The following is a 20,834-nucleotide window of genomic DNA, read 5'->3' on the forward strand; positions in this document are numbered from 1 at the left end:
AATGCAATACAATCTCACCAGGATCGACCCCGATGCTCCTAACGAGCAGTATCCGATTGGCGAACGGGAAACCGTTTCCGATCCGTTAGAAGATCAAGTCCACAAAAACATTTTCATGGGCAAGCTCGAAGACGTGCTTAACGGCACGATCAACTGGGGGCGCAAGAACTCCCTGTGGCCGTATAACTTCGGTCTTTCGTGCTGCTATGTGGAAATGACCACCGCCTTCACGGCGCCCCACGACATCGCGCGCTTTGGCGCCGAAGTTATCCGGGCATCGCCGCGTCAGGCGGATTTCATGGTTATCGCCGGTACCTGCTTCATCAAGATGGCGCCGATCATTCAGCGTCTCTACGAGCAAATGCTCGAACCTAAATGGGTCATTTCCATGGGTTCGTGCGCCAACTCCGGTGGCATGTACGACATCTACTCTGTCGTTCAAGGGGTGGACAAGTTCCTGCCCGTGGACGTCTACGTGCCTGGCTGCCCGCCCCGTCCTGAAGCTTTCCTGCAAGGCTTGATGCTGTTGCAGGAGTCGATTGGCCAGGAGCGTCGCCCACTTTCCTGGGTCGTCGGTGATCAAGGCGTGTATCGCGCCGAGATGCCTTCCGAGAAGGAAAAGCGCCGCGAACAGCGTATTCAGGTAACCAACCTGCGCAGCCCCGACGAAGTCTGATCCAGATCTGCTTCTTTAATAGAACGAGAAACTGGCTTCATTCTTTACGTTGACCGAAAGCGATAAATAACCATGACTACAGGCAGTGCTCTGTACATCCCGCCTTACAAGGCAGACGACCAGGATGTGGTCGTCGAACTGAACAACCGTTTTGGCCCGGAGGCGTTCACCGCCCAGCCTACCCGCACCGGCATGCCGGTGCTTTGGGTTGCCCGCGCCAAACTCGTCGAAGTCCTGACCTTCCTGCGTAACCTGCCCAAGCCGTACGTCATGCTCTATGACCTGCACGGCGTGGACGAGCGTCTGCGCACCAAGCGTCAAGGGCTGCCGAACGGCGCCGATTTCTCCGTGTTCTATCACTTGATGTCGATCGAGCGTAACAGCGACGTCATGATCAAAGTCGCCCTGTCCGAGAGCGACCTCAGCCTGCCGACCGTCACCAGCATCTGGCCGAATGCCAACTGGTATGAGCGCGAAGTCTGGGACATGTACGGCATCGACTTCAAAGGCCACCCTCACCTGTCGCGCATCATGATGCCGCCGACCTGGGAAGGTCACCCGTTGCGCAAGGATTTCCCGGCGCGCGCCACCGAATTCGATCCGTTCAGCCTGACCCTGGCCAAGCAACAGCTTGAGGAAGAAGCCGCGCGCTTCAAGCCTGAAGACTGGGGCATGAAACGTTCCGGCCCGAACGAGGACTACATGTTCCTCAACCTCGGCCCGAACCACCCTTCCGCGCACGGTGCGTTCCGCATCATCCTGCAGCTGGACGGTGAAGAGATCGTCGATTGCGTCCCGGACATCGGTTACCACCACCGTGGCGCCGAGAAGATGGCCGAGCGTCAGTCCTGGCACAGCTTCATCCCGTACACCGACCGTATCGACTACCTCGGCGGCGTGATGAACAACCTGCCGTACGTGCTCTCGGTCGAGAAGCTGGCTGGCATCAAGGTGCCGGAGAAAGTCGACGTCATTCGCATCATGATGGCCGAGTTCTTCCGGATCACCAGCCACCTGTTGTTCCTGGGGACCTACATCCAGGACGTCGGCGCCATGACCCCGGTGTTCTTCACCTTCACCGACCGCCAGAAAGCGTACACGGTGATCGAAGCCATTACCGGTTTCCGTCTGCACCCGGCCTGGTACCGCATCGGTGGCGTCGCCCACGACCTGCCGCGCGGCTGGGAAAAACTGGTGAAAGACTTCGTCGAGTGGATGCCTAAGCGTCTGGACGAATACCAGAAAGCCGCACTGGACAACAGCATCCTGCGTGGCCGGACCATCGGCGTCGCCGCCTACAACACCAAAGAGGCCCTGGAATGGGGCGTCACCGGTGCCGGCCTGCGGTCGACCGGTTGCGATTTCGACCTGCGTAAAGCGCGTCCGTACTCGGGCTACGAGAATTTCGAATTCGAAGTGCCGCTGGCCGCCAATGGTGATGCCTATGATCGCTGCATCGTGCGCGTGGAAGAAATGCGCCAGAGCATCAAGATCATCGAGCAGTGCATGCGCAACATGCCGGAAGGCCCGTACAAGGCGGATCACCCGCTGACCACGCCGCCACCGAAAGAGCGCACCCTGCAGCACATCGAAACCTTGATCACGCACTTCCTGCAAGTTTCGTGGGGCCCGGTCATGCCGGCCAACGAATCCTTCCAGATGATCGAAGCGACCAAGGGCATCAACAGTTATTACCTGACGAGCGATGGCGGCACCATGAGCTACCGCACCCGGATTCGTACCCCAAGCTTCCCGCACTTGCAGCAGATCCCTTCGGTGATCAAAGGCAGCATGGTCGCGGACTTGATCGCGTACCTGGGTAGTATCGATTTCGTTATGGCCGACGTGGACCGCTAAGCATGAATAGCACGCTTATCCAGACAGACCGTTTCACCTTGAGTGAAACCGAGCGCTCGGCCATCGAGCACGAGCTGCATCACTACGAAGACCCGCGCGCGGCGTCGATCGAAGCCCTGAAGATCGTCCAGAAGGAACGTGGCTGGGTGCCGGACGGCGCTCTGTACGCCATTGGCGAGATTCTCGGCATCCCGGCCAGCGACGTAGAAGGCGTGGCTACTTTCTATAGTCAGATCTTCCGCCAGCCGGTCGGCCGTCACATCATTCGCGTCTGCGACAGCATGGTCTGCTACATCGGCGGCCACGAGTCCGTGGTCAGCGAAATCCAGAGCAAGCTCGGCATCGGCCTGGGTCAAACCACCGCCGACGGTCGATTCACCCTGCTGCCGGTCTGCTGCCTCGGCAACTGCGACAAGGCGCCGGCGTTGATGATCGACGACGACACGTTCGGTGATGTGCAGCCAGCAGGCGTTGCCAAATTGCTCGAGGGCTACGTATGACCCTGACTTCTTTCGGCCCGGCCAACCGCATCAAGCGTTCGGCCGAGACTCACCCGCTCACCTGGCGTCTGCGTGACGACGGCGAAGCTGTCTGGCTCGACGAGTACCAGGCCAAGAACGGTTACGCCGCCGCGCGCAAAGCCTTCGCCGACATGGCTCAGGACGATATCGTCCAGACCGTGAAAGACGCAGGCCTCAAGGGTCGCGGCGGTGCAGGCTTCCCCACAGGCGTGAAGTGGGGCCTGATGCCCAAGGACGAATCCATCAACATCCGCTACCTGCTGTGCAACGCGGATGAGATGGAGCCGAACACCTGGAAAGACCGCATGCTGATGGAGCAACTGCCCCATCTGCTGATCGAAGGCATGCTGATCAGTGCCCGCGCACTGAAAACCTACCGTGGCTACATCTTCCTGCGCGGCGAATACACCACCGCCGCCAAGCACCTCAACCGTGCCGTGGAAGAAGCCAAGGCAGCGGGCCTGCTGGGCAAGAACATCCTGGGCAGCGGCTTTGATTTCGAGCTGTTCGTCCACACCGGCGCCGGGCGTTACATCTGCGGTGAAGAAACCGCACTGATCAACTCTCTCGAAGGCCGCCGCGCCAACCCGCGCTCCAAGCCGCCCTTCCCTGCCGCCGTTGGCGTATGGGGCAAGCCGACTTGCGTGAACAACGTTGAAACCCTGTGCAACGTGCCGGCGATCATTGCCGACGGCGTGGACTGGTACAAATCGTTGGCCCGCGAAGGCAGCGAAGACATGGGCACCAAGCTCATGGGCTTCTCCGGCAAGGTCAAGAACCCGGGCCTGTGGGAACTGCCGTTCGGCGTCACCGGTCGCGAGCTGTTCGAAGACTACGCCGGCGGCATGCGCGATGGCTTCAAGCTCAAGGCCTGGCAGCCAGGCGGCGCCGGTACCGGTTTCCTGTTGCCGGAACACCTCGACGCACAAATGTACGCCGGCGGCATCGCCAAAGTGGGCACCCGCATGGGTACCGGCCTGGCCATGGCGGTGGATGACAGCGTCAACATGGTGTCCCTGCTGCGCAACATGGAGCAGTTCTTCGCTCGCGAATCCTGCGGTTTCTGCACCCCATGCCGCGATGGTCTGCCATGGAGCGTCAAGCTCCTGATGGCCATCGAGAACGGTGAAGGCCAGCCAGGCGACATCGAGACCCTGCTGGGTCTGGTCGGTTTCCTCGGCCCGGGCAAAACCTTCTGTGCTCACGCACCGGGTGCCGTGGAGCCGTTGGGCAGCGCAATCAAATACTTCCGCCATGAGTTCGAAGCCGGTATCGCGCCAGTCAGCGCCGCCGTCCCGCCTCTGGCAAGGCCGATCGTAGTCGGCGCGTAAACGCTTAAAAAAGCGAAGGGTCCGTGCCCTTCGCTTTTCGTGTGATGACGCCTTTAACGGCTGTGTTGATTCACGCGGACAACAAGATTCCATTAGCCACGCCCGCTGACACCGGGCCAACGAAGAACTTTGAACCATGGCCACTATCCACGTAGACGGCAAAGCGCTCGAAGTCGATGGGGCAGACAACCTGTTACAGGCATGTCTGTCTCTGGGCCTCGATATTCCGTATTTCTGCTGGCACCCTGCCCTGGGCAGCGTTGGCGCTTGCCGCCAGTGCGCGGTCAAGCAGTACACCGACGAAAACGACACTCGCGGTCGTATCGTCATGTCCTGCATGACCCCTGCCACCGACAACACCTGGATCTCCATCGATGATGAAGAGTCCAAGGCATTCCGTGCCAGTGTTGTTGAATGGCTGATGACCAACCACCCTCACGACTGCCCGGTCTGTGAAGAAGGCGGTCACTGCCACCTGCAAGACATGACGGTAATGACCGGCCACAACGAGCGCCGTTACCGCTTCACCAAGCGTACCCACCAGAACCAGCAACTGGGCCCGTTCATTTCCCACGAAATGAACCGCTGCATCGCTTGCTACCGCTGCGTGCGCTTCTATAAGGATTACGCCGGCGGCACTGACCTCGGCGTATTCGGCGCCCACGACAACGTGTACTTCGGTCGCGTTGAAGACGGCACCCTGGAAAGCGAGTTCTCCGGCAACCTCACCGAGGTCTGCCCGACCGGTGTGTTCACCGACAAGACTCACTCCGAGCGCTACAACCGCAAGTGGGACATGCAGTTCTCGCCGAGCATCTGCCATGGCTGCTCCAGCGATTGCAACATTTCCCCGGGTGAACGCTACGGTGAACTGCGTCGTATCGAAAACCGTTTCAACGGTTCGGTGAACCAGTACTTCCTGTGCGACCGTGGCCGTTTCGGCTATGGCTACGTCAACCGCGAAGACCGCCCGCGTCAGCCACTGCTGGCCAACGGCACCAAGCTGAGCCTCGACGAAGCGCTGGATAAAGCAGCCGACCTGCTGCGCGGTCGCAACATCGTCGGTATCGGTTCGCCGCGCGCCAGCCTCGAAAGCAACTACGCGTTGCGCGAGCTGGTCGGTGCCGAGCACTTCTACTCCGGTATCGAAGCTGCCGAGCTGGAACGCATCCGTCTGGTCCTGCAAGTGCTCAAAGACAGCCCGCTGCCAGTGCCGAACATGCGCGACATCGAAGACCACGACGCCGTGTTCGTTCTCGGTGAAGACCTGACCCAAACGGCCGCCCGTATGGCGTTGTCCCTGCGTCAATCGGTCAAAGGCAAGGCTGAAGACATGGCCGAAGCGATGCGCGTACAGCCATGGCTCGACGCCGCCGTGAAGAACATCGGTCAGCACGCACTGAACCCGCTGTTCATCGCCAGCCTGGCTGAAACCAAGCTCGACGACATCGCCGAAGAGTGCGTTCACGCCGCCCCGGATGACCTGGCCCGCATCGGTTTCGCCGTGGCTCACGCCCTCGACGCCAGCGCGCCAGCGGTTGAAGGCCTGGATGCTGAGGCCCTCGAACTGGCCAAACGCATTGCCGACGCCCTGCTCGCCGCCAAGCGCCCGCTGATCATCGCCGGTACCTCCCTGGGCTCCAAAGCCCTGATCGAAGCCGCCGCGAACATCGCCAAAGCCCTGAAGCTGCGCGAGAAGAACGGTTCCATCAGCCTGATCGTGCCTGAGGCCAACAGCCTCGGCCTGGCCATGCTCGGTGGCGAATCGGTCGATGAGGCGCTGCAATCCGTGATCGATGGCAAGGCCGACGCTATCGTCGTGCTGGAAAACGATCTGTACACCCGTACCGACAAAGCCAAGGTCGATGCCGCCCTGACCGCCGCGAAAGTGGTGATCGTGGCCGACCATCAGAAGACGGCCACCAGCGATCGCGCGCACCTGGTCCTGCCAGCCGCCAGCTTCGCTGAGGGCGACGGCACCCTGGTCAGCCAGGAAGGCCGTGCCCAACGCTTCTTCCAGGTTTTCGACCCGCAATACATGGATGCGAGCATCCTGGTTCACGAAGGCTGGCGCTGGCTGCATGCCCTGCGCTCGACCCTGCTGAACCAGCCGATTGACTGGACACAACTGGATCACGTTACCGCCGCGGTCGCCTCGAGCACCCCGCAACTGGCGGCCATCGTCGACGCCGCACCGTCCGCCGCGTTCCGCATCAAGGGCTTGAAACTGGCCCGTGAACCGCTGCGTTACTCCGGTCGTACCGCCATGCGCGCCGACATCAGCGTGCACGAACCGCGTACCCCGCAGGACAAGGACACCGCGTTCGCCTTCTCCATGGAAGGTTACTCGGGCTCGGCCGAACCCCGTCAGCAAGTGCCATTCGCCTGGTCTCCGGGCTGGAACTCGCCGCAAGCCTGGAACAAGTTCCAGGACGAAGTCGGTGGTCATATCCGCGCTGGCGACCCGGGCACCCGCCTGATCGAAAGCAACGGTGACGCGCTGAACTGGTTCGCCAGTGTTCCGCGTGCGTTCAACCCGGCCCAGGGCACCTGGCAAGTCGTTCCGTTCTTCCACCTGTTCGGCAGCGAAGAGAACTCTTCGAAAGCCGCTCCGGTTCAGGAACGCATTCCGGCTGCCTACGTCGCACTGGCCAAGTCCGAAGCCGATCGCCTGGGTGTCAACGACGGCGCCATGCTCAGCTTTAACGTCGCAGGCCAGACCCTGCGTCTGCCGCTGCGTATCAACGAAGCGCTGGGCGCTGGCCTGGTGGCACTGCCTGCAGGCATTGCCGGCATTCCGCCAGCGATCTTTGGCAAATCCGTTGACGGTCTGCAGGAGGCAGCTCAATGACCTTGTTCACTCCTGAAGTGATCGACGTGATCATCGCGGTCCTCAAGGCCGTGGTGATTCTGCTGGCCGTGGTGATTTGCGGCGCCCTGCTCAGCTGGGTCGAGCGTCGTTTGCTCGCCCTCTGGCAGGACCGTTACGGTCCGAACCGCGTTGGTCCGTTCGGCGCGTTCCAGATTGCCGCCGACATGATCAAGATGTTCTTCAAGGAAGACTGGACGCCTCCATTCGCCGACAAGATGATCTTCACCCTGGCACCGGTTGTGGCCATGAGCGCCCTGCTGATTGCCTTCGCGATCATCCCGATCACCCCGACCTGGGGCGTGGCGGACATCAATATCGGCATCCTGTTCTTCTTCGCCATGGCGGGCCTGTCGGTCTACGCGGTGTTGTTCGCCGGTTGGTCGAGTAACAACAAGTTCGCCCTGCTGGGCAGCTTGCGGGCCTCGGCACAGACCGTGTCGTACGAAGTGTTCATGGGCCTGTCGCTGATGGGTATCGTGATCCAGGTCGGCTCGTTCAACATGCGCGACATCGTTGAATATCAAGCGCAGAACCTGTGGTTCATCATTCCGCAGATCTTCGGTTTCCTGACCTTCTTCATCGCTGGCGTGGCCGTGACTCACCGTCACCCGTTCGACCAGCCGGAAGCGGAACAGGAACTGGCCGACGGTTACCACATTGAATACGCCGGCATGAAATGGGGCATGTTCTTCGTCGGCGAGTACATCGGCATCGTGCTGATTTCGGCGCTGCTGGTGACCTTGTTCTTCGGTGGCTGGCACGGTCCGTTCGGCATCCTGCCGCAGATCCCGTTCATCTGGTTCGCACTGAAAACCGCGTTCTTCATCATGATCTTCATCCTGTTGCGCGCTTCGATTCCGCGCCCACGGTATGACCAAGTGATGGATTTCAGCTGGAAGTTCTGCCTGCCGCTGACCCTCGTCAACATGCTGGTGACCGCTGCGATCGTGTTGCTCAACACGCCCGCCGTCGCGGCTCAGTGAGGATAGAGAATCATGAAGTACATAATTGACATCGTGCATGGCTTCTTCACCCAGCTTCGCAGCCTGGTGATGATTTTTGGCCACGCCTTCCGCAAGCGCGACACGCTGCAGTACCCGGAAGAAGCCGTGTACCTGCCGCCGCGCTACCGTGGCCGTATCGTCCTGACCCGCGACCCCGACGGCGAAGAGCGTTGTGTAGCGTGCAACCTGTGCGCCGTGGCGTGCCCGGTCGGTTGCATCTCGCTGCAGAAAGCTGAAACCGAAGACGGTCGCTGGTACCCGGACTTCTTCCGCATCAACTTCTCGCGCTGCATTTTCTGCGGCCTCTGCGAGGAAGCCTGCCCGACCACCGCGATCCAGCTGACACCGGATTTCGAAATGGCCGAGTTCAAACGTCAGGACCTGGTGTACGAGAAAGAAGATCTGCTGATCTCCGGCCCCGGCAAAAACCCTGATTACAACTTCTATCGTGTTGCAGGTATGGCGATTGCCGGGAAGCCGAAAGGCTCCGCGCAGAATGAAGCCGAACCGATCAACGTGAAGAGCTTGCTGCCTTAAGGAAGAAAGATGGAATTCGCTTTCTATTTCGCATCGGGTATCGCGGTGGTGTCCACGCTTCGCGTGATCACCAACACCAACCCTGTGCACGCCCTGCTCTACCTGATCATTTCGCTGATCGCCGTGGCCATGACGTTCTTCGCCCTCGGCGCACCGTTTGCCGGTGTCCTGGAAGTGATCGCCTACGCTGGCGCCATCATGGTGCTGTTCGTGTTCGTGGTGATGATGCTGAACCTTGGCCCGGCCTCGGTTCAGCAAGAGCGCGTCTGGCTCAAGCCCGGCATCTGGCTCGGCCCGGTCATTCTCGGCACCCTGCTGCTGGCTGAACTGCTGTACGTGCTGTTCGCCCACCAGAGCGGTGAAGCCATCGGCCACACCACCGTCGACGCCAAGGCCGTGGGCATCAGCCTGTTCGGTCCTTACCTGCTGGTGGTCGAACTCGCCTCGATGTTGCTGCTCGCCGCAGCCGTCACGGCGTTCCATCTGGGCCGTAACGAAGCCAAGGAGCAATGACGATGCCTGCTATCCCTATGGAGCATGGTCTGGCGGTCGCCGGCATCCTGTTCTGCCTCGGCCTGGTTGGCCTGATGGTCCGCCGCAACATTTTGTTTGTGTTGATGAGTCTTGAAGTGATGATGAACGCCTCTGCACTGGCCTTCATCGTTGCCGGTAGCCGTTGGGCGCAGCCGGATGGACAGGTCATGTTCATCCTGGTGATCAGCCTGGCAGCCGCCGAGGCCAGTATTGGCCTGGCGATCCTGCTGCAACTGTATCGCCGCTTCCACACGCTCGATATCGACGCTGCCAGTGAGATGCGCGGATGAACCTACTCTTTCTGACTTTCGTATTCCCTCTCATTGGTTTCCTGCTGCTGTCGTTCTCCCGTGGACGCATCTCGGAAAACCTGGCCGCACTGATCGGCGTGGGTTCCATCGGTCTGTCGGCAATCGTGACCGCCTACGTGATCTGGCAATTCAACGTCGCCCCGCCGCAAGGCGGTCACTACACCCAGGTGTTGTGGCAGTGGATGGCGGTGGAAGGCTTCACGCCGAACTTCGCGCTGTATCTGGACGGCCTGTCCGTGACCATGCTCGGTGTGGTCGTCGGCGTCGGCTTCCTGATCCACCTGTTCGCGTCCTGGTACATGCGCGGTGAGGCCGGTTACTCGCGCTTCTTTGCCTACACCAACCTGTTCATTGCCAGCATGCTGTTCCTGGTGCTGGGCGATAACCTGTTGTTCCTGTACTTCGGTTGGGAAGGCGTGGGCCTGTGCTCGTACCTGTTGATCGGTTTCTACTACAGCAACCGCAACAACGGTAACGCCGCACTCAAAGCCTTCATCGTGACCCGTATCGGTGACGTGTTCATGGCGATCGGCCTGTTCATTCTGTTTGCCCAGCTGGGCACGCTGAACGTTCAGGAGCTGCTGGTGCTGGCACCGCAGAAGTTCCAGGCCGGCGACTTCTGGATGGTCATGGCCACCCTGATGCTGCTGGGCGGCGCTGTCGGTAAATCCGCGCAACTGCCACTGCAAACCTGGCTGGCGGACGCGATGGCCGGTCCTACCCCGGTTTCGGCACTGATCCACGCCGCGACCATGGTGACCGCGGGTGTCTACCTGATCGCCCGTACCCACGGCCTGTTCACCCTGGCGCCGGAAATCCTGCACCTGGTAGGCATCGTCGGTGGCGTGACCCTGGTACTCGCCGGTTTCGCAGCCCTGGTTCAGACCGATATCAAGCGTATCCTCGCCTACTCGACCATGAGCCAGATCGGCTACATGTTCCTGGCCCTGGGCGTTGGTGCCTGGGATGGCGCGATCTTCCACCTGATGACCCACGCCTTCTTCAAGGCGCTGCTGTTCCTTGCTTCCGGTGCGGTGATCGTTGCCTGCCACCACGAGCAGAACATCTTCAAGATGGGCGGCCTGTGGAAGAAACTGCCACTGGCCTACGCCAGTTTCATCGTCGGTGGCGCGGCCCTGGCGGCCTTGCCTCTGGTGACCGCTGGTTTCTACTCCAAGGACGAAATCCTCTGGGAAGCGTTCGCCAGCGGCAACAACGGCCTGCTCTACGCCGGTCTGGTTGGCGCGTTCATGACCTCGCTGTACACCTTCCGCCTGATCTTCATCGCGTTCCACGGTGAAGCGAAGACCGAAGCCCACGCCGGTCACGGCATCGCCCACTGGCTGCCATTGTCGGTGCTGATCGTGTTGTCGACCTTCGTCGGCGCGATGATCGTTCCACCGCTGCACGGCGTGCTGCCGCAAAGCGTCGGCCATGCCGGCGGCGAAGCCAAGCACAGCCTGGAAATCGCCTCGGGCGCCATCGCCCTGGCCGGTATCCTGCTGGCCGCGCTGCTGTTCCTCGGCAAGCGTCGCTTCGTGACGGCCATCGCCAACAGCGGCATCGGCCGTTTCCTCTCGGCCTGGTGGTTCGCCGCCTGGGGCTTCGACTGGATCTACGACAAACTGTTCGTCAAGCCGTACCTGGCGATCAGCCACATCCTGCGCAAAGACCCGCTCGATCAGACCATCGGTCTGATCCCGCGCATGGCCAAAGGCGGTCACATCGCCCTGAGCCGTACCGAGACCGGTCAACTGCGTTGGTATGCCGCCTCGATGGCTGCGGGTGCCGTGCTGGTCATTGGCGCCGTCGTGCTGGTAGCGGTCTGATATGAACCTTGCGAATTTGCGAAAGGAAACGAGCCCGTCATGATTCTGCCTTGGCTAATCCTGATTCCCTTCATCGGCGGCCTGCTGTGCTGGATGGGTGAGCGCTTCGGCTCTACCCTCCCGCGCTGGATTGCGCTGTTGACCATGTCCCTGGAACTCGCACTCGGCCTCTGGCTGTGGGCCCATGGCGACTATTCATTTGCTCCGGCGCCTGGCGCCGATCCGACCTGGGTGATTGAGTTCAAGCACATCTGGATCCAGCGCTTCGGCATCAGCGTGCACCTGGCCCTCGATGGCCTGTCGCTGCTGATGATCCTGCTGACCGGTTTGCTGGGTGTCCTCTCGGTACTCTGCTCGTGGAAAGAGATCCAGCGTCACGTGGGTTTCTTCCACCTGAACCTGATGTGGATCCTGGGCGGTGTCGTCGGCGTGTTCCTCGCCCTCGACCTGTTCATGTTCTTCTTCTTCTGGGAAATGATGCTGGTGCCGATGTACTTCCTCATCGCGCTCTGGGGTCACAGTTCTTCGGACGGCAAGAAAACCCGGATCTACGCGGCGACCAAGTTCTTCATCTTCACTCAGGCTTCCGGCCTGATCATGCTGGTGGCGATCCTCGGTCTGGTGCTGGTCAACTTCAACGAAACCGGCGTGATTACCTTCAACTACGCCGACCTGTTGAAAACCAAGATGTCGATGACCACCGAGTACATCCTGATGCTCGGCTTCTTCATCGCCTTCGCGGTCAAGCTGCCCGTCGTACCATTCCACTCCTGGTTGCCTGACGCTCACGCCCAGGCGCCGACCGCCGGTTCCGTCGACCTCGCCGGTATCTTGCTGAAGACTGCTGCCTACGGCCTGCTGCGTTTCGCCCTGCCGCTGTTCCCGAATGCCTCGGCCGAATTCGCGCCGATTGCCATGACCCTGGGTCTGATCGGGATCTTCTACGGTGCGTTCCTGGCCTTCGCACAAACCGACATCAAGCGTCTGATCGCCTTCTCGTCCGTTTCCCACATGGGCTTCGTACTGATCGGCATCTACTCCGGCAGCCAACTGGCGCTGCAGGGGGCAGTCATGCAGATGCTGGCGCACGGTCTGTCGGCCGCGGCACTCTTTATCCTGAGTGGCCAGCTGTACGAGCGCACCCACACCCGCGACATGCGTGAAATGGGTGGCCTGTGGTCGAAGATCGCTTACCTGCCGGCCCTCAGCCTGTTCTTCGCAGCAGCGTCCCTGGGCTTGCCGGGTACCGGTAACTTCGTCGGTGAGTTCCTGATCCTGATCGGCAGCTTCGCCAGTGCCCCGTGGATCACCATCATCGCCACTACCGGCCTGGTGTTCGGTTCGGTCTACTCGCTGATCATGATCCACCGTGCGTACTTCGGTCCGGCCAAATCGGACGCGGTACTGCACGGCATGGACGGTCGCGAACTGATCATGGTGGTCGGTCTGGCTGCACTGCTGATCTACCTCGGCGTGTACCCACAACCGTTCCTCGATACCTCTGCCGCTACGATGCATGGCGTGCAGCAATGGCTCGGCACCGCCTTCACTCAACTCGCTTCGGCCCGGTAAGAGCGCTATGGAATTCACGACTCAACACTTTATCGCGCTAGCGCCGCTGTTGATTACCAGCCTCACCATTATCGTGGTGATGCTGGCAATCGCCTGGCGCCGCAACCACTCGCAGACCTTCCTGATTTCCGTGGCGGGTCTGAACCTGGCACTGCTGTCGATCCTGCCTGCCCTGAAAGTCGCGCCCCTGGCCGTGACGCCGTTGCTGCAGATCGACACCTTTGCCTGCCTGTACATGGCGCTGATCCTGGTCGCCACCCTTGCCTGCGTCACCCTCGCCCACGCCTACCTCGGCGATGGCGGTTCGGGTTACCCGGGCAATCGTGAAGAACTGTACCTGCTGATCCTGATGGCCGCCGCCGGCGGCCTGGTTCTGGTCAGCGCGCAGCACCTGGCCGGGTTGTTCATCGGCCTGGAACTGCTGTCGGTGCCGGTCTACGGTCTGGTGGCCTACGCCTTCTTCAACAAGCGTTCGCTGGAAGCCGGCATCAAGTACATGGTGCTGTCGGCAGCCGGTTCGGCGTTCCTGTTGTTCGGCATGGCGCTGCTGTACGCGGACGCGGGTTCCCTGAGCTTCGTCGGCATCGGTCAGGCGCTGGCGGCTACCGGTCTGCCTAGCTCGCTGGCGCAACTGGGCCTGGGCATGATGCTGATCGGTCTGGCGTTCAAGCTGTCGCTCGTACCGTTCCACCTCTGGACGCCGGACGTTTACGAAGGTGCTCCGGCGCCGGTTGCAGCGTTCCTCGCGACCGCTTCCAAAGTGGCTGTGTTCGCGGTGATGGTGCGTCTGTTCCAGATCTCGCCAGCGGCGAGCAGCGGCGTGTTGAGCGACGTGCTGACCATCATCGCCATCGCGTCGATCCTGTTCGGTAACCTGCTGGCCCTGACCCAGAGCAACCTCAAGCGTCTGCTGGGTTACTCGTCCATCGCCCACTTCGGTTACCTGCTGATCGCCCTGGTGGCGAGCAAGGGTCTGGCCGTGGAAGCCATCGGCGTGTACCTGGTCACCTACGTGATCACCAGCCTCGGCGCGTTTGGCGTGATCACCCTGATGTCCTCGCCGTACAACGGTCGTGACGCTGATGCCCTGTACGAATACCGCGGCCTGTTCTGGCGCCGTCCGTACCTGACCGCGGTAATGACCGTGATGATGCTGTCGCTGGCCGGTATCCCGCTGACTGCGGGCTTCATCGGCAAGTTCTACATCATCGCCACCGGTGTCGAATCTCACCAATGGTGGCTGGTTGGCTCGCTGGTACTGGGCAGCGCCATCGGCGTGTTCTACTACCTGCGTGTGATGGTCACCCTGTACCTGATCGAACCGAACCTGCGTCGCCACGATGCACAACTGCACTGGGAACAAAAGGCAGGCGGCGTAATGCTGCTGGCCATCGCCCTGGTCGCGTTCTTCCTCGGCGTCTACCCACAACCGCTGCTGAACCTGGTTCAACAGTCGGGCCTGGCGGGTTGATCGCTTAAGCGACATTCGGCAGTAAACAGAAACGGCACCTTCGGGTGCCGTTTTTGTTTTTGTGGGATTCGTGTTCGGTCACCAGCAATTAGTTGTCAGGGCTGGCCTCATCGCGAGCAGGCTCGCTCCCACAGGGGATTCTGTGGGCACTCACATCGTGAACACCGCCGATCACATGTGGCAGCTAGCCTGCTAGCGATTGCGGTAGATCAGGCAAAAAAAAACGGCACCTTACGGTGCCGTTCGCTTCTTACAGGTCAGCCTTACTTACGCGCTGCCTCCCACGATTTCAGCAGTTCGGCATAGCTCACGGTCTCGCCCTTAGGCTTTTCGTTTTCCAGTTTCGGCTTCGGTGCGCCCGGTTGGTCGAACCAGTATTGCGCATCGCGCTCAGGGTTCATCTTAGGTGCGCAAGTAGCCTGGGCCTTGGAACGTTCCAGGCGGGTCATGATCGCGTCCTGATCCTTGGCCAGACCGTCAAGTGCCTGTTGCGGGGTTTTCTCGCCGCTGGCGGCTTCGGCAATGTGGCTCCACCACAACTGCGCGAGGCGCGGGTAATCCGGCACGTTGGTCCCGGTCGGGGTCCATTGCACGCGGGCCGGGCTGCGGTAGAACTCCACTAGGCCCCCGAGTTTTGGCGCCAGGTCGGTCATCGCTTGCGAATTGATGTCCGACTCGCGGATCGGGGTCAGGCCGACGATGGTTTTCTTCAGCGATACGGTTTTCGAAGTCACGAACTGCGCATACAGCCAGGCTGCGAGTTTTTGCTTTTCAGGCGTGGACTTCATGAACGTCCAGGAACCCACGTCCTGATAGCCCAGTTTCATCCCCTCTTCCCAGTACGGACCCCGTGGCGACGGCGCCATGCGCCATTTCGGCGTGCCATCGGCGTTCATCACCGCCAGGCCCGGTTTGGTCATGTCGGCGGTAAAGGCGGTGTACCAGAAGATCTGCTGGGCGATGTTGCCTTGGGACGGCACCGGCCCGGATTCGGAGAAGGTCATGCCCGCCGCTTCCGGTGGCGCGTATTTCTTCATCCAGTCCACGTACTTGGTGGTGGCGAACACGGCCGCCGGGCCATTGGTGTCACCGCCACGGGTCACGCTGGAACCCACCGGGTGGCAATCCTCGACGCGGATACCCCATTCGTCCACCGGCAAACCGTTCGGCAAGCCCTTGTCGCCGCCACCGGCCATGGAAAACCAGGCATCGGTGAAGCGCCAGCCCAGGGACGGGTCTTTCTTGCCGTAGTCCATGTGCCCGTAAACGCGCTTGCCGTCGATTTCCTTGACGTCTTCGGTGAAGAATTTGGCGATGTCTTCATAGGCCGACCAGTTCACCGGTACGCCCAACTCGTAGCCGTACTTTTCCTTGAACTTGGCTTTCAGGTCCGCGCGCTCGAACCAGTCGGCACGGAACCAGTACAGGTTGGCGAACTGCTGGTCGGGCAGCTGATAGATCTTGCCGTCCGGTGCCGTGGTAAACGAGATGCCGATGAAGTCCTTGAGGTCGAGGGTCGGCGAGGTGAAGTTCTTGCCCTCGTTGGCCATCAGGTCGGTGATCGATTCGGTCTTGCCGTAGCGGAAGTGCGTACCGATCAGGTCCGAGTCATTGACCCAGCCGTCATAGATGTTCTTGTCCGACTGCATCTGGGTTTGCAATTTTTCCACCACGTCGCCTTCCTGCAGCAGGTCGTGGGTCAGCTTGATCCCGGTGATCTCGCTGAAGGCCTTGGCCAGCACCTTGGATTCATACTCGTGGGTGGCGATGGTTTCCGATACCACCTTGATGCTCATCCCGCGAAACGGTTCGGCGGCCTTGATGAACCACTTCAACTCTTCGAGTTGCTGATCGGCCGTCAGGGTCGACGGCTTGAATTCAGCGCCGATCCATTTCTTTGCCGCGTCTTCGTAGGCATCGGCCCAGGCCGAAGCGCTCAAACCGCTGAGTGCCAGCATGGCTGCCAATGAAATGCTATGTCGCAGCTTATTGTTTTTGTCGAACATAGAGACCTCCTTATTGAGTTTCGGAGCAACATTGCCGAGCGATTCGACTAGCCCCAACGCATCACAGCCAACAGCCACACCAGGGACAACGCGAACGCTACCCAGATGCTCCAGTCGGTCACGCCGATTACCAGCAAATGCAGGTAGGCGCTGCCGAGAAGACCGATGAACAAGCGATCACCACGGGTGGTGGCAATCGGTAAAAAACCACGCCGAAGCACACTCGGCGAGCGCAACTCCCAAGTGGTCATGCCCACCAGGATCAAACCGATCACACCGAAAAACGCCGCCGTCGGGACGGTCCAGCTCATCCATTCCATCATCAGTTCCTCATACCCGGCCCAGGGCAAAGCCCTTGGCCACGTGGTTGCGAACAAACCAGATCACCAGCATGCCCGGCAGGATGGTCAACACCCCCGCCGCCGCCAGCACGCCCCAATCAATACCCGACGCGGAGACCGTGCGGGTCATGACCGCCGCAATGGGCTTGGCGTTGACCGATGTAAGGGTTCGCGCCAGCAGCAATTCGACCCAGGAAAACATGAAGCAAAAAAACGCCGTGACACCGATGCCGGAACCGATCAGCGGGATGAAAATCTTCACGAAAAACTTGGGGAAACTGTAGCCGTCGATGTAGGCGGTCTCGTCGATTTCTTTCGGCACGCCGGACATGAAGCCTTCCAGAATCCACACCGCCAATGGCACGTTGAACAGGCAGTGGGCCAGAGCTACCGCGATGTGCGTGTCGAACAGCCCAATCGATGAATACAACTGGAAAAACGGCAGCAGGAACACCGCCGGTGGCGCCATGCGGTTGGTCAGCAGCCAGAAAAACAGGTGCTTGTCACCGAGGAAACGGTAGCGCGAAAACGCATAGGCCGCCGGCAACGCCACGCTCAGGGAAATCACCGTGTTCAGGCTCACGTAATACAGCGAGTTGAGGTAACCGGTGTACCAGGCCGGATCGGTGAAGATCACTTTATAGTTATGAAAGGTGAAATCCTGGGGAAACAGCGTCAGCCCGCCGAGGATTTCGGTATTGCTCTTGAACGACATGTTCAGCAGCCAGTAGATCGGTACCAGCAGGAACAGGATGTAGATCAGCAGTGGAATCAGCTTTCTCTTGCTCATGGCGGGCCTCAGCGGTTGGCGTCAGAGTGAGTCATGGCGGTGTAGAACAGCCAGGACACCAACAGGATGATCAGGAAGTACACCAGCGAGAATGCGGCCGCCGGCCCCAGGTCGAACTGCCCGATCGCCATCTGCGTCAGGGTCTGGCTGAGGAAGGTCGTGGCATTGCCCGGTCCGCCCCCGGTGAGTACGAACGGCTCGGTGTAGATCATGAAGCTGTCCATGAAGCGCAGCATCACCGCGATCAGCAGCACGCTCTTGAGTTTGGGCAACTGGATGTGCCGGAACACCGCCCAGGCCGAAGCCCGGTCAATCCGCGCGGCCTGGTAGTACACGTCCGGGATGGCCCGCAACCCGGAAAAGCACAACAGCGCCACCAGTGACGTCCAGTGCCAGACGTCCATCACCAGCACGGTGACCCAGGCGTCCATGGTGTTCGCCGCATAGTTATAGCTGATGCCCATGGCGTTGAGGGTCGAACCGAGCAGGCCGATGTCGGCCCGGCCGAAGATCTGCCAGATGGTCCCAACCACGTTCCACGGGATCAGCAACGGGATCGCCAGGATGATCAGCACCATCGATGACCAGCGGCCCTTGGTCGGCATGGTCAGTGCTATCGCAATACCCAGCGGGATTTCGATGAGCAGCACGCAGGCCGAATAGATGAACTGGCGCAGCAGCGAATCGTGGAGCCGCGGATCGAGCAGCACTTGCTTGTACCAATCGGCGCCCACGAAGTAGCGACTGGACTGGTCGAAGATGTCCTGCACCGAATAGTTGACCACGGTCATCATCGGGATCACCGCACTGAACGCCACCAGCAGGAACACCGGCAACACCAGCCACCAGGCCTTGTTGTTCTGCACCTTGTTCATGGCTGCACCTCATTGTTGGCCTGTGCTTCCAGCAGGAACTCGTCGGCGTAGACCATCAACCACTGCGCCGGGAAACTGATGTAGGCCGTGCCTTCCGGCACGGGTTTGTCTTCCGCCAGACGTACTTTCAGCGGTGCGCCATCGAGGTTCAGGGTCATGATCTTGTAGGTGCCGAGGTCTTCGACGTGTACGACCTGCGCCCGCATCGCGTCATCAAACGGCTCGTCCCAGACATGCACGAACTCGGGGCGAATGCCGACCTTCAGGGTTTTCCACTCGGCTTCGGCGATGCGTTTTTGCAGGGCCTCGGACAGCGGCAAGTGCGTCGATGCGAAACCGACGCCGCCCGGTTGTGGCTGGACCTCGATCAGGTTCATGCCCGGACTGCCAATGAAATAGCCGACAAAGGTGTGGCTCGGCCGTTCGAACAACTCCCGGGGCGTGCCGAATTGCACGATCTGGCCGCCGTACATCACCGCGATCTTGTCGGCAAAGGTCGAGGCCTCCAGCTGATCGTGAGTGACGTAGACCATGGTGATGTTGAACTGCTCGTGAATCTGCTTGAGCTTGCGCCGCAGCTTCCACTTCAGGTGCGGGTCGATCACCGTCAACGGTTCATCGAAGAGGATCGCCGACACGTCATCGCGCACCAAACCACGGCCCATGGAGACTTTCTGTTTTTCATCGGCGGTGAGGTTGCGGGCTTTTTTGCTCAGCAGGTTTTGCAGGTCGAGGACTTCGGCGATCTCCTGCACCTTGGTGTGGATTTTCGCCTCGGCCATGCCCTGGTTACGCAAGGGGAACGCGAGGTTGTCGAACACCGTCATGGTGTCGTAGACCACCGGGAACTGGAAAACCTGGGCGATGTTGCGCTTCTCCGGGGTCAGGTCATTGACCGCTTTGCCGTCGAACAGCACATGCCCCTGGGACGGGCTGAGCAATCCGGAAATGATGTTGAGCAACGTCGACTTGCCGCAACCCGACGGACCGAGCAAGGCGAAAGCGCCGCCCTGCTCCCAGATGTGGTCCATCTCGCGGATCGCATAGTCCTCCGGCCCAGCCGGGGTTTTGGTGTAGCTGTGGGCGAGGTTCTGCAAACGGATTTCGGCCATCAGGCAACCCTCGCGACGCGCCGGCCCGGCGCCTGGACCAGCCGCCCCTGCGCATCGAACACAAACAGTTTATGGGTCGGGATGTAGATGCGGATCGGCGCATCGACGTCGTATTCGTGAACGCCCGGCAAGTGCAGCACCAGCAGGAAATGCTCGTTGCGCACGTGCAGGAAGGTTTCCGAGCCGCTGATCTCGGCGACTTCGACAGTCACCGCCAGTTCAAGGTCATCGTCGTTGCTCGGCACCAGCGAGATGTGGCTGGGCCGCACACCGAAGCGGAACTCGCCCTCGCCCACCGGGCGCAAGTCGACGTTCAACGGGAAGTGAACGAAGTTGGCGAAGCTCACTTCGTTGTCGGCGATGCGCCCCGGCATCAGGTTGATCGGCGGCTCGGAGAACAATTCCGCTGCCAGCACCGTCTGCGGCTGGTGATAGACCTCGGATGACTTGCCGCTCTGGATCACCCGGCCTTCATGAAGAATGGTCGTGGTGCCGCCCAGCGCCAGCGCTTCGTTGGGTTCGGTGGTGGCGTAGATCGCGATGGTGTGGCGCGCCTTGAACAGCTCGCGCATTTCCTGGCGCAGCTCTTCACGCAGTTTGTAATCGAGATTGACCAGCGGCTCGTCGAACAGGATCAGTTCGGCATCCTTGACCAGCGCCCGGGCCATGGCCGTGCGTTGTTGCTGACCACCGGAAAGTTCGAGGGGATAGCGCTTGAGAAACTTCTCGATGCGCAGCATCTTCGCGGTTTCCAGCACTTTGCTCTGAATCACCTCGTTGGACGCACCGGCCTGCCGCAGCGGCGAGGCGATGTTCTCGAAGACGGTCATGGTCGGATAGTTGATGAACTGCTGATACACCATCGACACATTGCGCAGACGCACCGGGCGTTGCGTGACATCGACGCCGTTCATCAGGATGCGGCCGGTGTCCGGCTTGTCCAGCCCGGCCATCAGACGCATGAGACTGGTCTTGCCGGACAGCGTGCGCCCCAGCAAAACGTTGAAGGATCCGGGTTCGAAACTGAGACACGCATCATCGATCCAGGTCTGGCCCTCGACGGTGCGGCTGACATGCTCCAGGGTTAATGACATGGCTCGGCCTTTTTATTTTTGGAGTCAAGCGACCGGAGCTATACAGCGACTTTCGTGCCAAAAATCTTAAACGGTTGATTCAGCTGGGAAATCCTGAAAAT

Annotated in this window: 18 protein-coding genes; 12 read left to right on the plus strand and 6 right to left on the minus strand. The window is 60.5% G+C overall.

What is annotated here, in order from left to right; translation table 11 throughout:
- Position 1: 1 nt before the first annotated feature.
- The 12 genes from BVK86_RS19440 to nuoN all read left to right on the plus strand — a co-directional run bounded on the left by BVK86_RS19440 (position 2) and on the right by nuoN (position 14,515).
- Positions 2-676 carry a NuoB/complex I 20 kDa subunit family protein gene (locus BVK86_RS19440; RefSeq protein ID WP_047527662.1) on the plus strand — a complete coding sequence of 225 codons (675 nt, stop codon included), beginning with the start codon at positions 2-4 and terminating at the stop codon, positions 674-676.
- Between the two features lie 72 nt (positions 677-748).
- Positions 749-2,533: an NADH-quinone oxidoreductase subunit C/D gene (gene nuoC / locus BVK86_RS19445; protein ID WP_075947945.1), complete on the plus strand. Its 1,785-nt coding sequence runs from the start codon at positions 749-751 to the stop codon at positions 2,531-2,533.
- A 2-nt stretch (positions 2,534-2,535) separates the two neighbouring features.
- The gene (nuoE, locus tag BVK86_RS19450; RefSeq protein ID WP_008020715.1) at positions 2,536-3,033 is read left to right on the plus strand and encodes an NADH-quinone oxidoreductase subunit NuoE; all 498 of its coding nucleotides are present in this window, start codon (positions 2,536-2,538) and stop codon (positions 3,031-3,033) included.
- Complete coding sequence (gene nuoF, locus BVK86_RS19455; RefSeq protein WP_034146908.1) at positions 3,030-4,385, plus strand: NADH-quinone oxidoreductase subunit NuoF; 1,356 nt, start codon at positions 3,030-3,032, stop codon at positions 4,383-4,385. The genes nuoE and nuoF overlap by 4 nt, the downstream gene beginning before the upstream one ends.
- Before the next feature lie 136 nt (positions 4,386-4,521).
- Complete coding sequence (gene nuoG, locus BVK86_RS19460) at positions 4,522-7,236, plus strand: NADH-quinone oxidoreductase subunit NuoG (protein ID WP_075947946.1); 2,715 nt, start codon at positions 4,522-4,524, stop codon at positions 7,234-7,236.
- The gene (nuoH, locus tag BVK86_RS19465; RefSeq protein ID WP_075947947.1) at positions 7,233-8,240 is read left to right on the plus strand and encodes an NADH-quinone oxidoreductase subunit NuoH; all 1,008 of its coding nucleotides are present in this window, start codon (positions 7,233-7,235) and stop codon (positions 8,238-8,240) included. The genes nuoG and nuoH overlap by 4 nt, the downstream gene beginning before the upstream one ends.
- Positions 8,241-8,249: 9 nt before the next feature.
- Positions 8,250-8,798 (plus strand): NADH-quinone oxidoreductase subunit NuoI, encoded by a 549-nt coding sequence (gene nuoI / locus BVK86_RS19470; protein ID WP_075947948.1) that lies wholly within the window; start codon positions 8,250-8,252, stop codon positions 8,796-8,798.
- Positions 8,799-8,807: 9 nt separating this feature from the next.
- A complete protein-coding gene (nuoJ, locus tag BVK86_RS19475) occupies positions 8,808-9,311 on the plus strand; it encodes an NADH-quinone oxidoreductase subunit J (RefSeq protein WP_075947949.1) in 504 nt (167 codons plus the stop codon).
- Positions 9,312-9,313: 2 nt separating this feature from the next.
- Positions 9,314-9,622, plus strand: a complete 309-nt coding sequence (gene nuoK / locus BVK86_RS19480) for an NADH-quinone oxidoreductase subunit NuoK (protein WP_075947950.1) — start codon at positions 9,314-9,316, stop codon at positions 9,620-9,622.
- On the plus strand, positions 9,619-11,472 hold the full coding sequence (gene nuoL, locus BVK86_RS19485; protein ID WP_075947951.1) for an NADH-quinone oxidoreductase subunit L: 1,854 nt from the start codon (positions 9,619-9,621) through the stop codon (positions 11,470-11,472). Before nuoK ends, nuoL begins: the two co-directional genes overlap by 4 nt.
- Before the next feature lie 39 nt (positions 11,473-11,511).
- On the plus strand, positions 11,512-13,044 hold the full coding sequence (gene nuoM / locus BVK86_RS19490; protein ID WP_075947952.1) for an NADH-quinone oxidoreductase subunit M: 1,533 nt from the start codon (positions 11,512-11,514) through the stop codon (positions 13,042-13,044).
- A gap of 7 nt (positions 13,045-13,051) precedes the next feature.
- Positions 13,052-14,515, plus strand: a complete 1,464-nt coding sequence (gene nuoN, locus BVK86_RS19495) for an NADH-quinone oxidoreductase subunit NuoN (protein ID WP_075947953.1) — start codon at positions 13,052-13,054, stop codon at positions 14,513-14,515.
- Between the two features lie 263 nt (positions 14,516-14,778).
- On the opposite strand, the gene BVK86_RS19500 is transcribed toward nuoN, so the two are convergent.
- The 6 genes from BVK86_RS19500 to BVK86_RS19525 are packed head-to-tail and all read right to left on the minus strand — an operon-like array spanning position 14,779 to position 20,733.
- Positions 14,779-16,521, minus strand: a complete 1,743-nt coding sequence (locus BVK86_RS19500; RefSeq protein ID WP_075947954.1) for an ABC transporter substrate-binding protein — start codon at positions 16,519-16,521, stop codon at positions 14,779-14,781.
- 47 nt (positions 16,522-16,568) lie between these two features.
- Entirely contained in the window at positions 16,569-16,841 is a 273-nt protein-coding gene (locus BVK86_RS19505; protein WP_056854889.1) for a DUF2160 domain-containing protein, read from the minus strand.
- Between the two features lie 10 nt (positions 16,842-16,851).
- Positions 16,852-17,652, minus strand: a complete 801-nt coding sequence (locus BVK86_RS19510; protein WP_046032508.1) for a carbohydrate ABC transporter permease — start codon at positions 17,650-17,652, stop codon at positions 16,852-16,854.
- An 8-nt stretch (positions 17,653-17,660) separates the two neighbouring features.
- Positions 17,661-18,527: a carbohydrate ABC transporter permease gene (locus BVK86_RS19515; protein ID WP_075947955.1), complete on the minus strand. Its 867-nt coding sequence runs from the start codon at positions 18,525-18,527 to the stop codon at positions 17,661-17,663.
- Entirely contained in the window at positions 18,524-19,639 is a 1,116-nt protein-coding gene (locus tag BVK86_RS19520) for an ABC transporter ATP-binding protein (protein WP_075947956.1), read from the minus strand. Before BVK86_RS19520 ends, BVK86_RS19515 begins: the two co-directional genes overlap by 4 nt.
- A complete protein-coding gene (locus tag BVK86_RS19525; RefSeq protein WP_075947957.1) occupies positions 19,639-20,733 on the minus strand; it encodes an ABC transporter ATP-binding protein in 1,095 nt (364 codons plus the stop codon). Before BVK86_RS19525 ends, BVK86_RS19520 begins: the two co-directional genes overlap by 1 nt.
- Positions 20,734-20,834 lie beyond the last annotated feature (101 nt).

It is taken from the genome of Pseudomonas reinekei, assembly GCF_001945365.1.
In the GTDB taxonomy this organism is placed as follows: Bacteria; Pseudomonadota; Gammaproteobacteria; order Pseudomonadales; family Pseudomonadaceae; genus Aquipseudomonas; species Aquipseudomonas reinekei.

Bases quoted from the DNA above. Each gene is read 5' to 3' on its own strand.
- BVK86_RS19440 (WP_047527662.1), top strand. From the start codon at position 2: ATGCAATACAATCTCACCAGGATCGACCCCGATGCTCCTAACGAGCAG.
- nuoC (WP_075947945.1), top strand. From the start codon at position 749: ATGACTACAGGCAGTGCTCTGTACATCCCGCCTTACAAGGCAGACGAC.
- nuoE (WP_008020715.1), top strand. From the start codon at position 2,536: ATGAATAGCACGCTTATCCAGACAGACCGTTTCACCTTGAGTGAAACC.
- nuoF (WP_034146908.1), top strand. From the start codon at position 3,030: ATGACCCTGACTTCTTTCGGCCCGGCCAACCGCATCAAGCGTTCGGCC.
- nuoG (WP_075947946.1), top strand. From the start codon at position 4,522: ATGGCCACTATCCACGTAGACGGCAAAGCGCTCGAAGTCGATGGGGCA.
- nuoH (WP_075947947.1), top strand. From the start codon at position 7,233: ATGACCTTGTTCACTCCTGAAGTGATCGACGTGATCATCGCGGTCCTC.
- nuoJ (WP_075947949.1), top strand. From the start codon at position 8,808: ATGGAATTCGCTTTCTATTTCGCATCGGGTATCGCGGTGGTGTCCACG.
- nuoK (WP_075947950.1), top strand. From the start codon at position 9,314: ATGCCTGCTATCCCTATGGAGCATGGTCTGGCGGTCGCCGGCATCCTG.
- nuoL (WP_075947951.1), top strand. From the start codon at position 9,619: ATGAACCTACTCTTTCTGACTTTCGTATTCCCTCTCATTGGTTTCCTG.
- nuoM (WP_075947952.1), top strand. From the start codon at position 11,512: ATGATTCTGCCTTGGCTAATCCTGATTCCCTTCATCGGCGGCCTGCTG.
- nuoN (WP_075947953.1), top strand. From the start codon at position 13,052: ATGGAATTCACGACTCAACACTTTATCGCGCTAGCGCCGCTGTTGATT.
- BVK86_RS19500 (WP_075947954.1), bottom strand. From the start codon at position 16,521: ATGTTCGACAAAAACAATAAGCTGCGACATAGCATTTCATTGGCAGCC.
- BVK86_RS19505 (WP_056854889.1), bottom strand. From the start codon at position 16,841: ATGGAATGGATGAGCTGGACCGTCCCGACGGCGGCGTTTTTCGGTGTG.
- BVK86_RS19510 (WP_046032508.1), bottom strand. From the start codon at position 17,652: ATGAGCAAGAGAAAGCTGATTCCACTGCTGATCTACATCCTGTTCCTG.
- BVK86_RS19515 (WP_075947955.1), bottom strand. From the start codon at position 18,527: ATGAACAAGGTGCAGAACAACAAGGCCTGGTGGCTGGTGTTGCCGGTG.
- BVK86_RS19520 (WP_075947956.1), bottom strand. From the start codon at position 19,639: ATGGCCGAAATCCGTTTGCAGAACCTCGCCCACAGCTACACCAAAACC.
- BVK86_RS19525 (WP_075947957.1), bottom strand. From the start codon at position 20,733: ATGTCATTAACCCTGGAGCATGTCAGCCGCACCGTCGAGGGCCAGACC.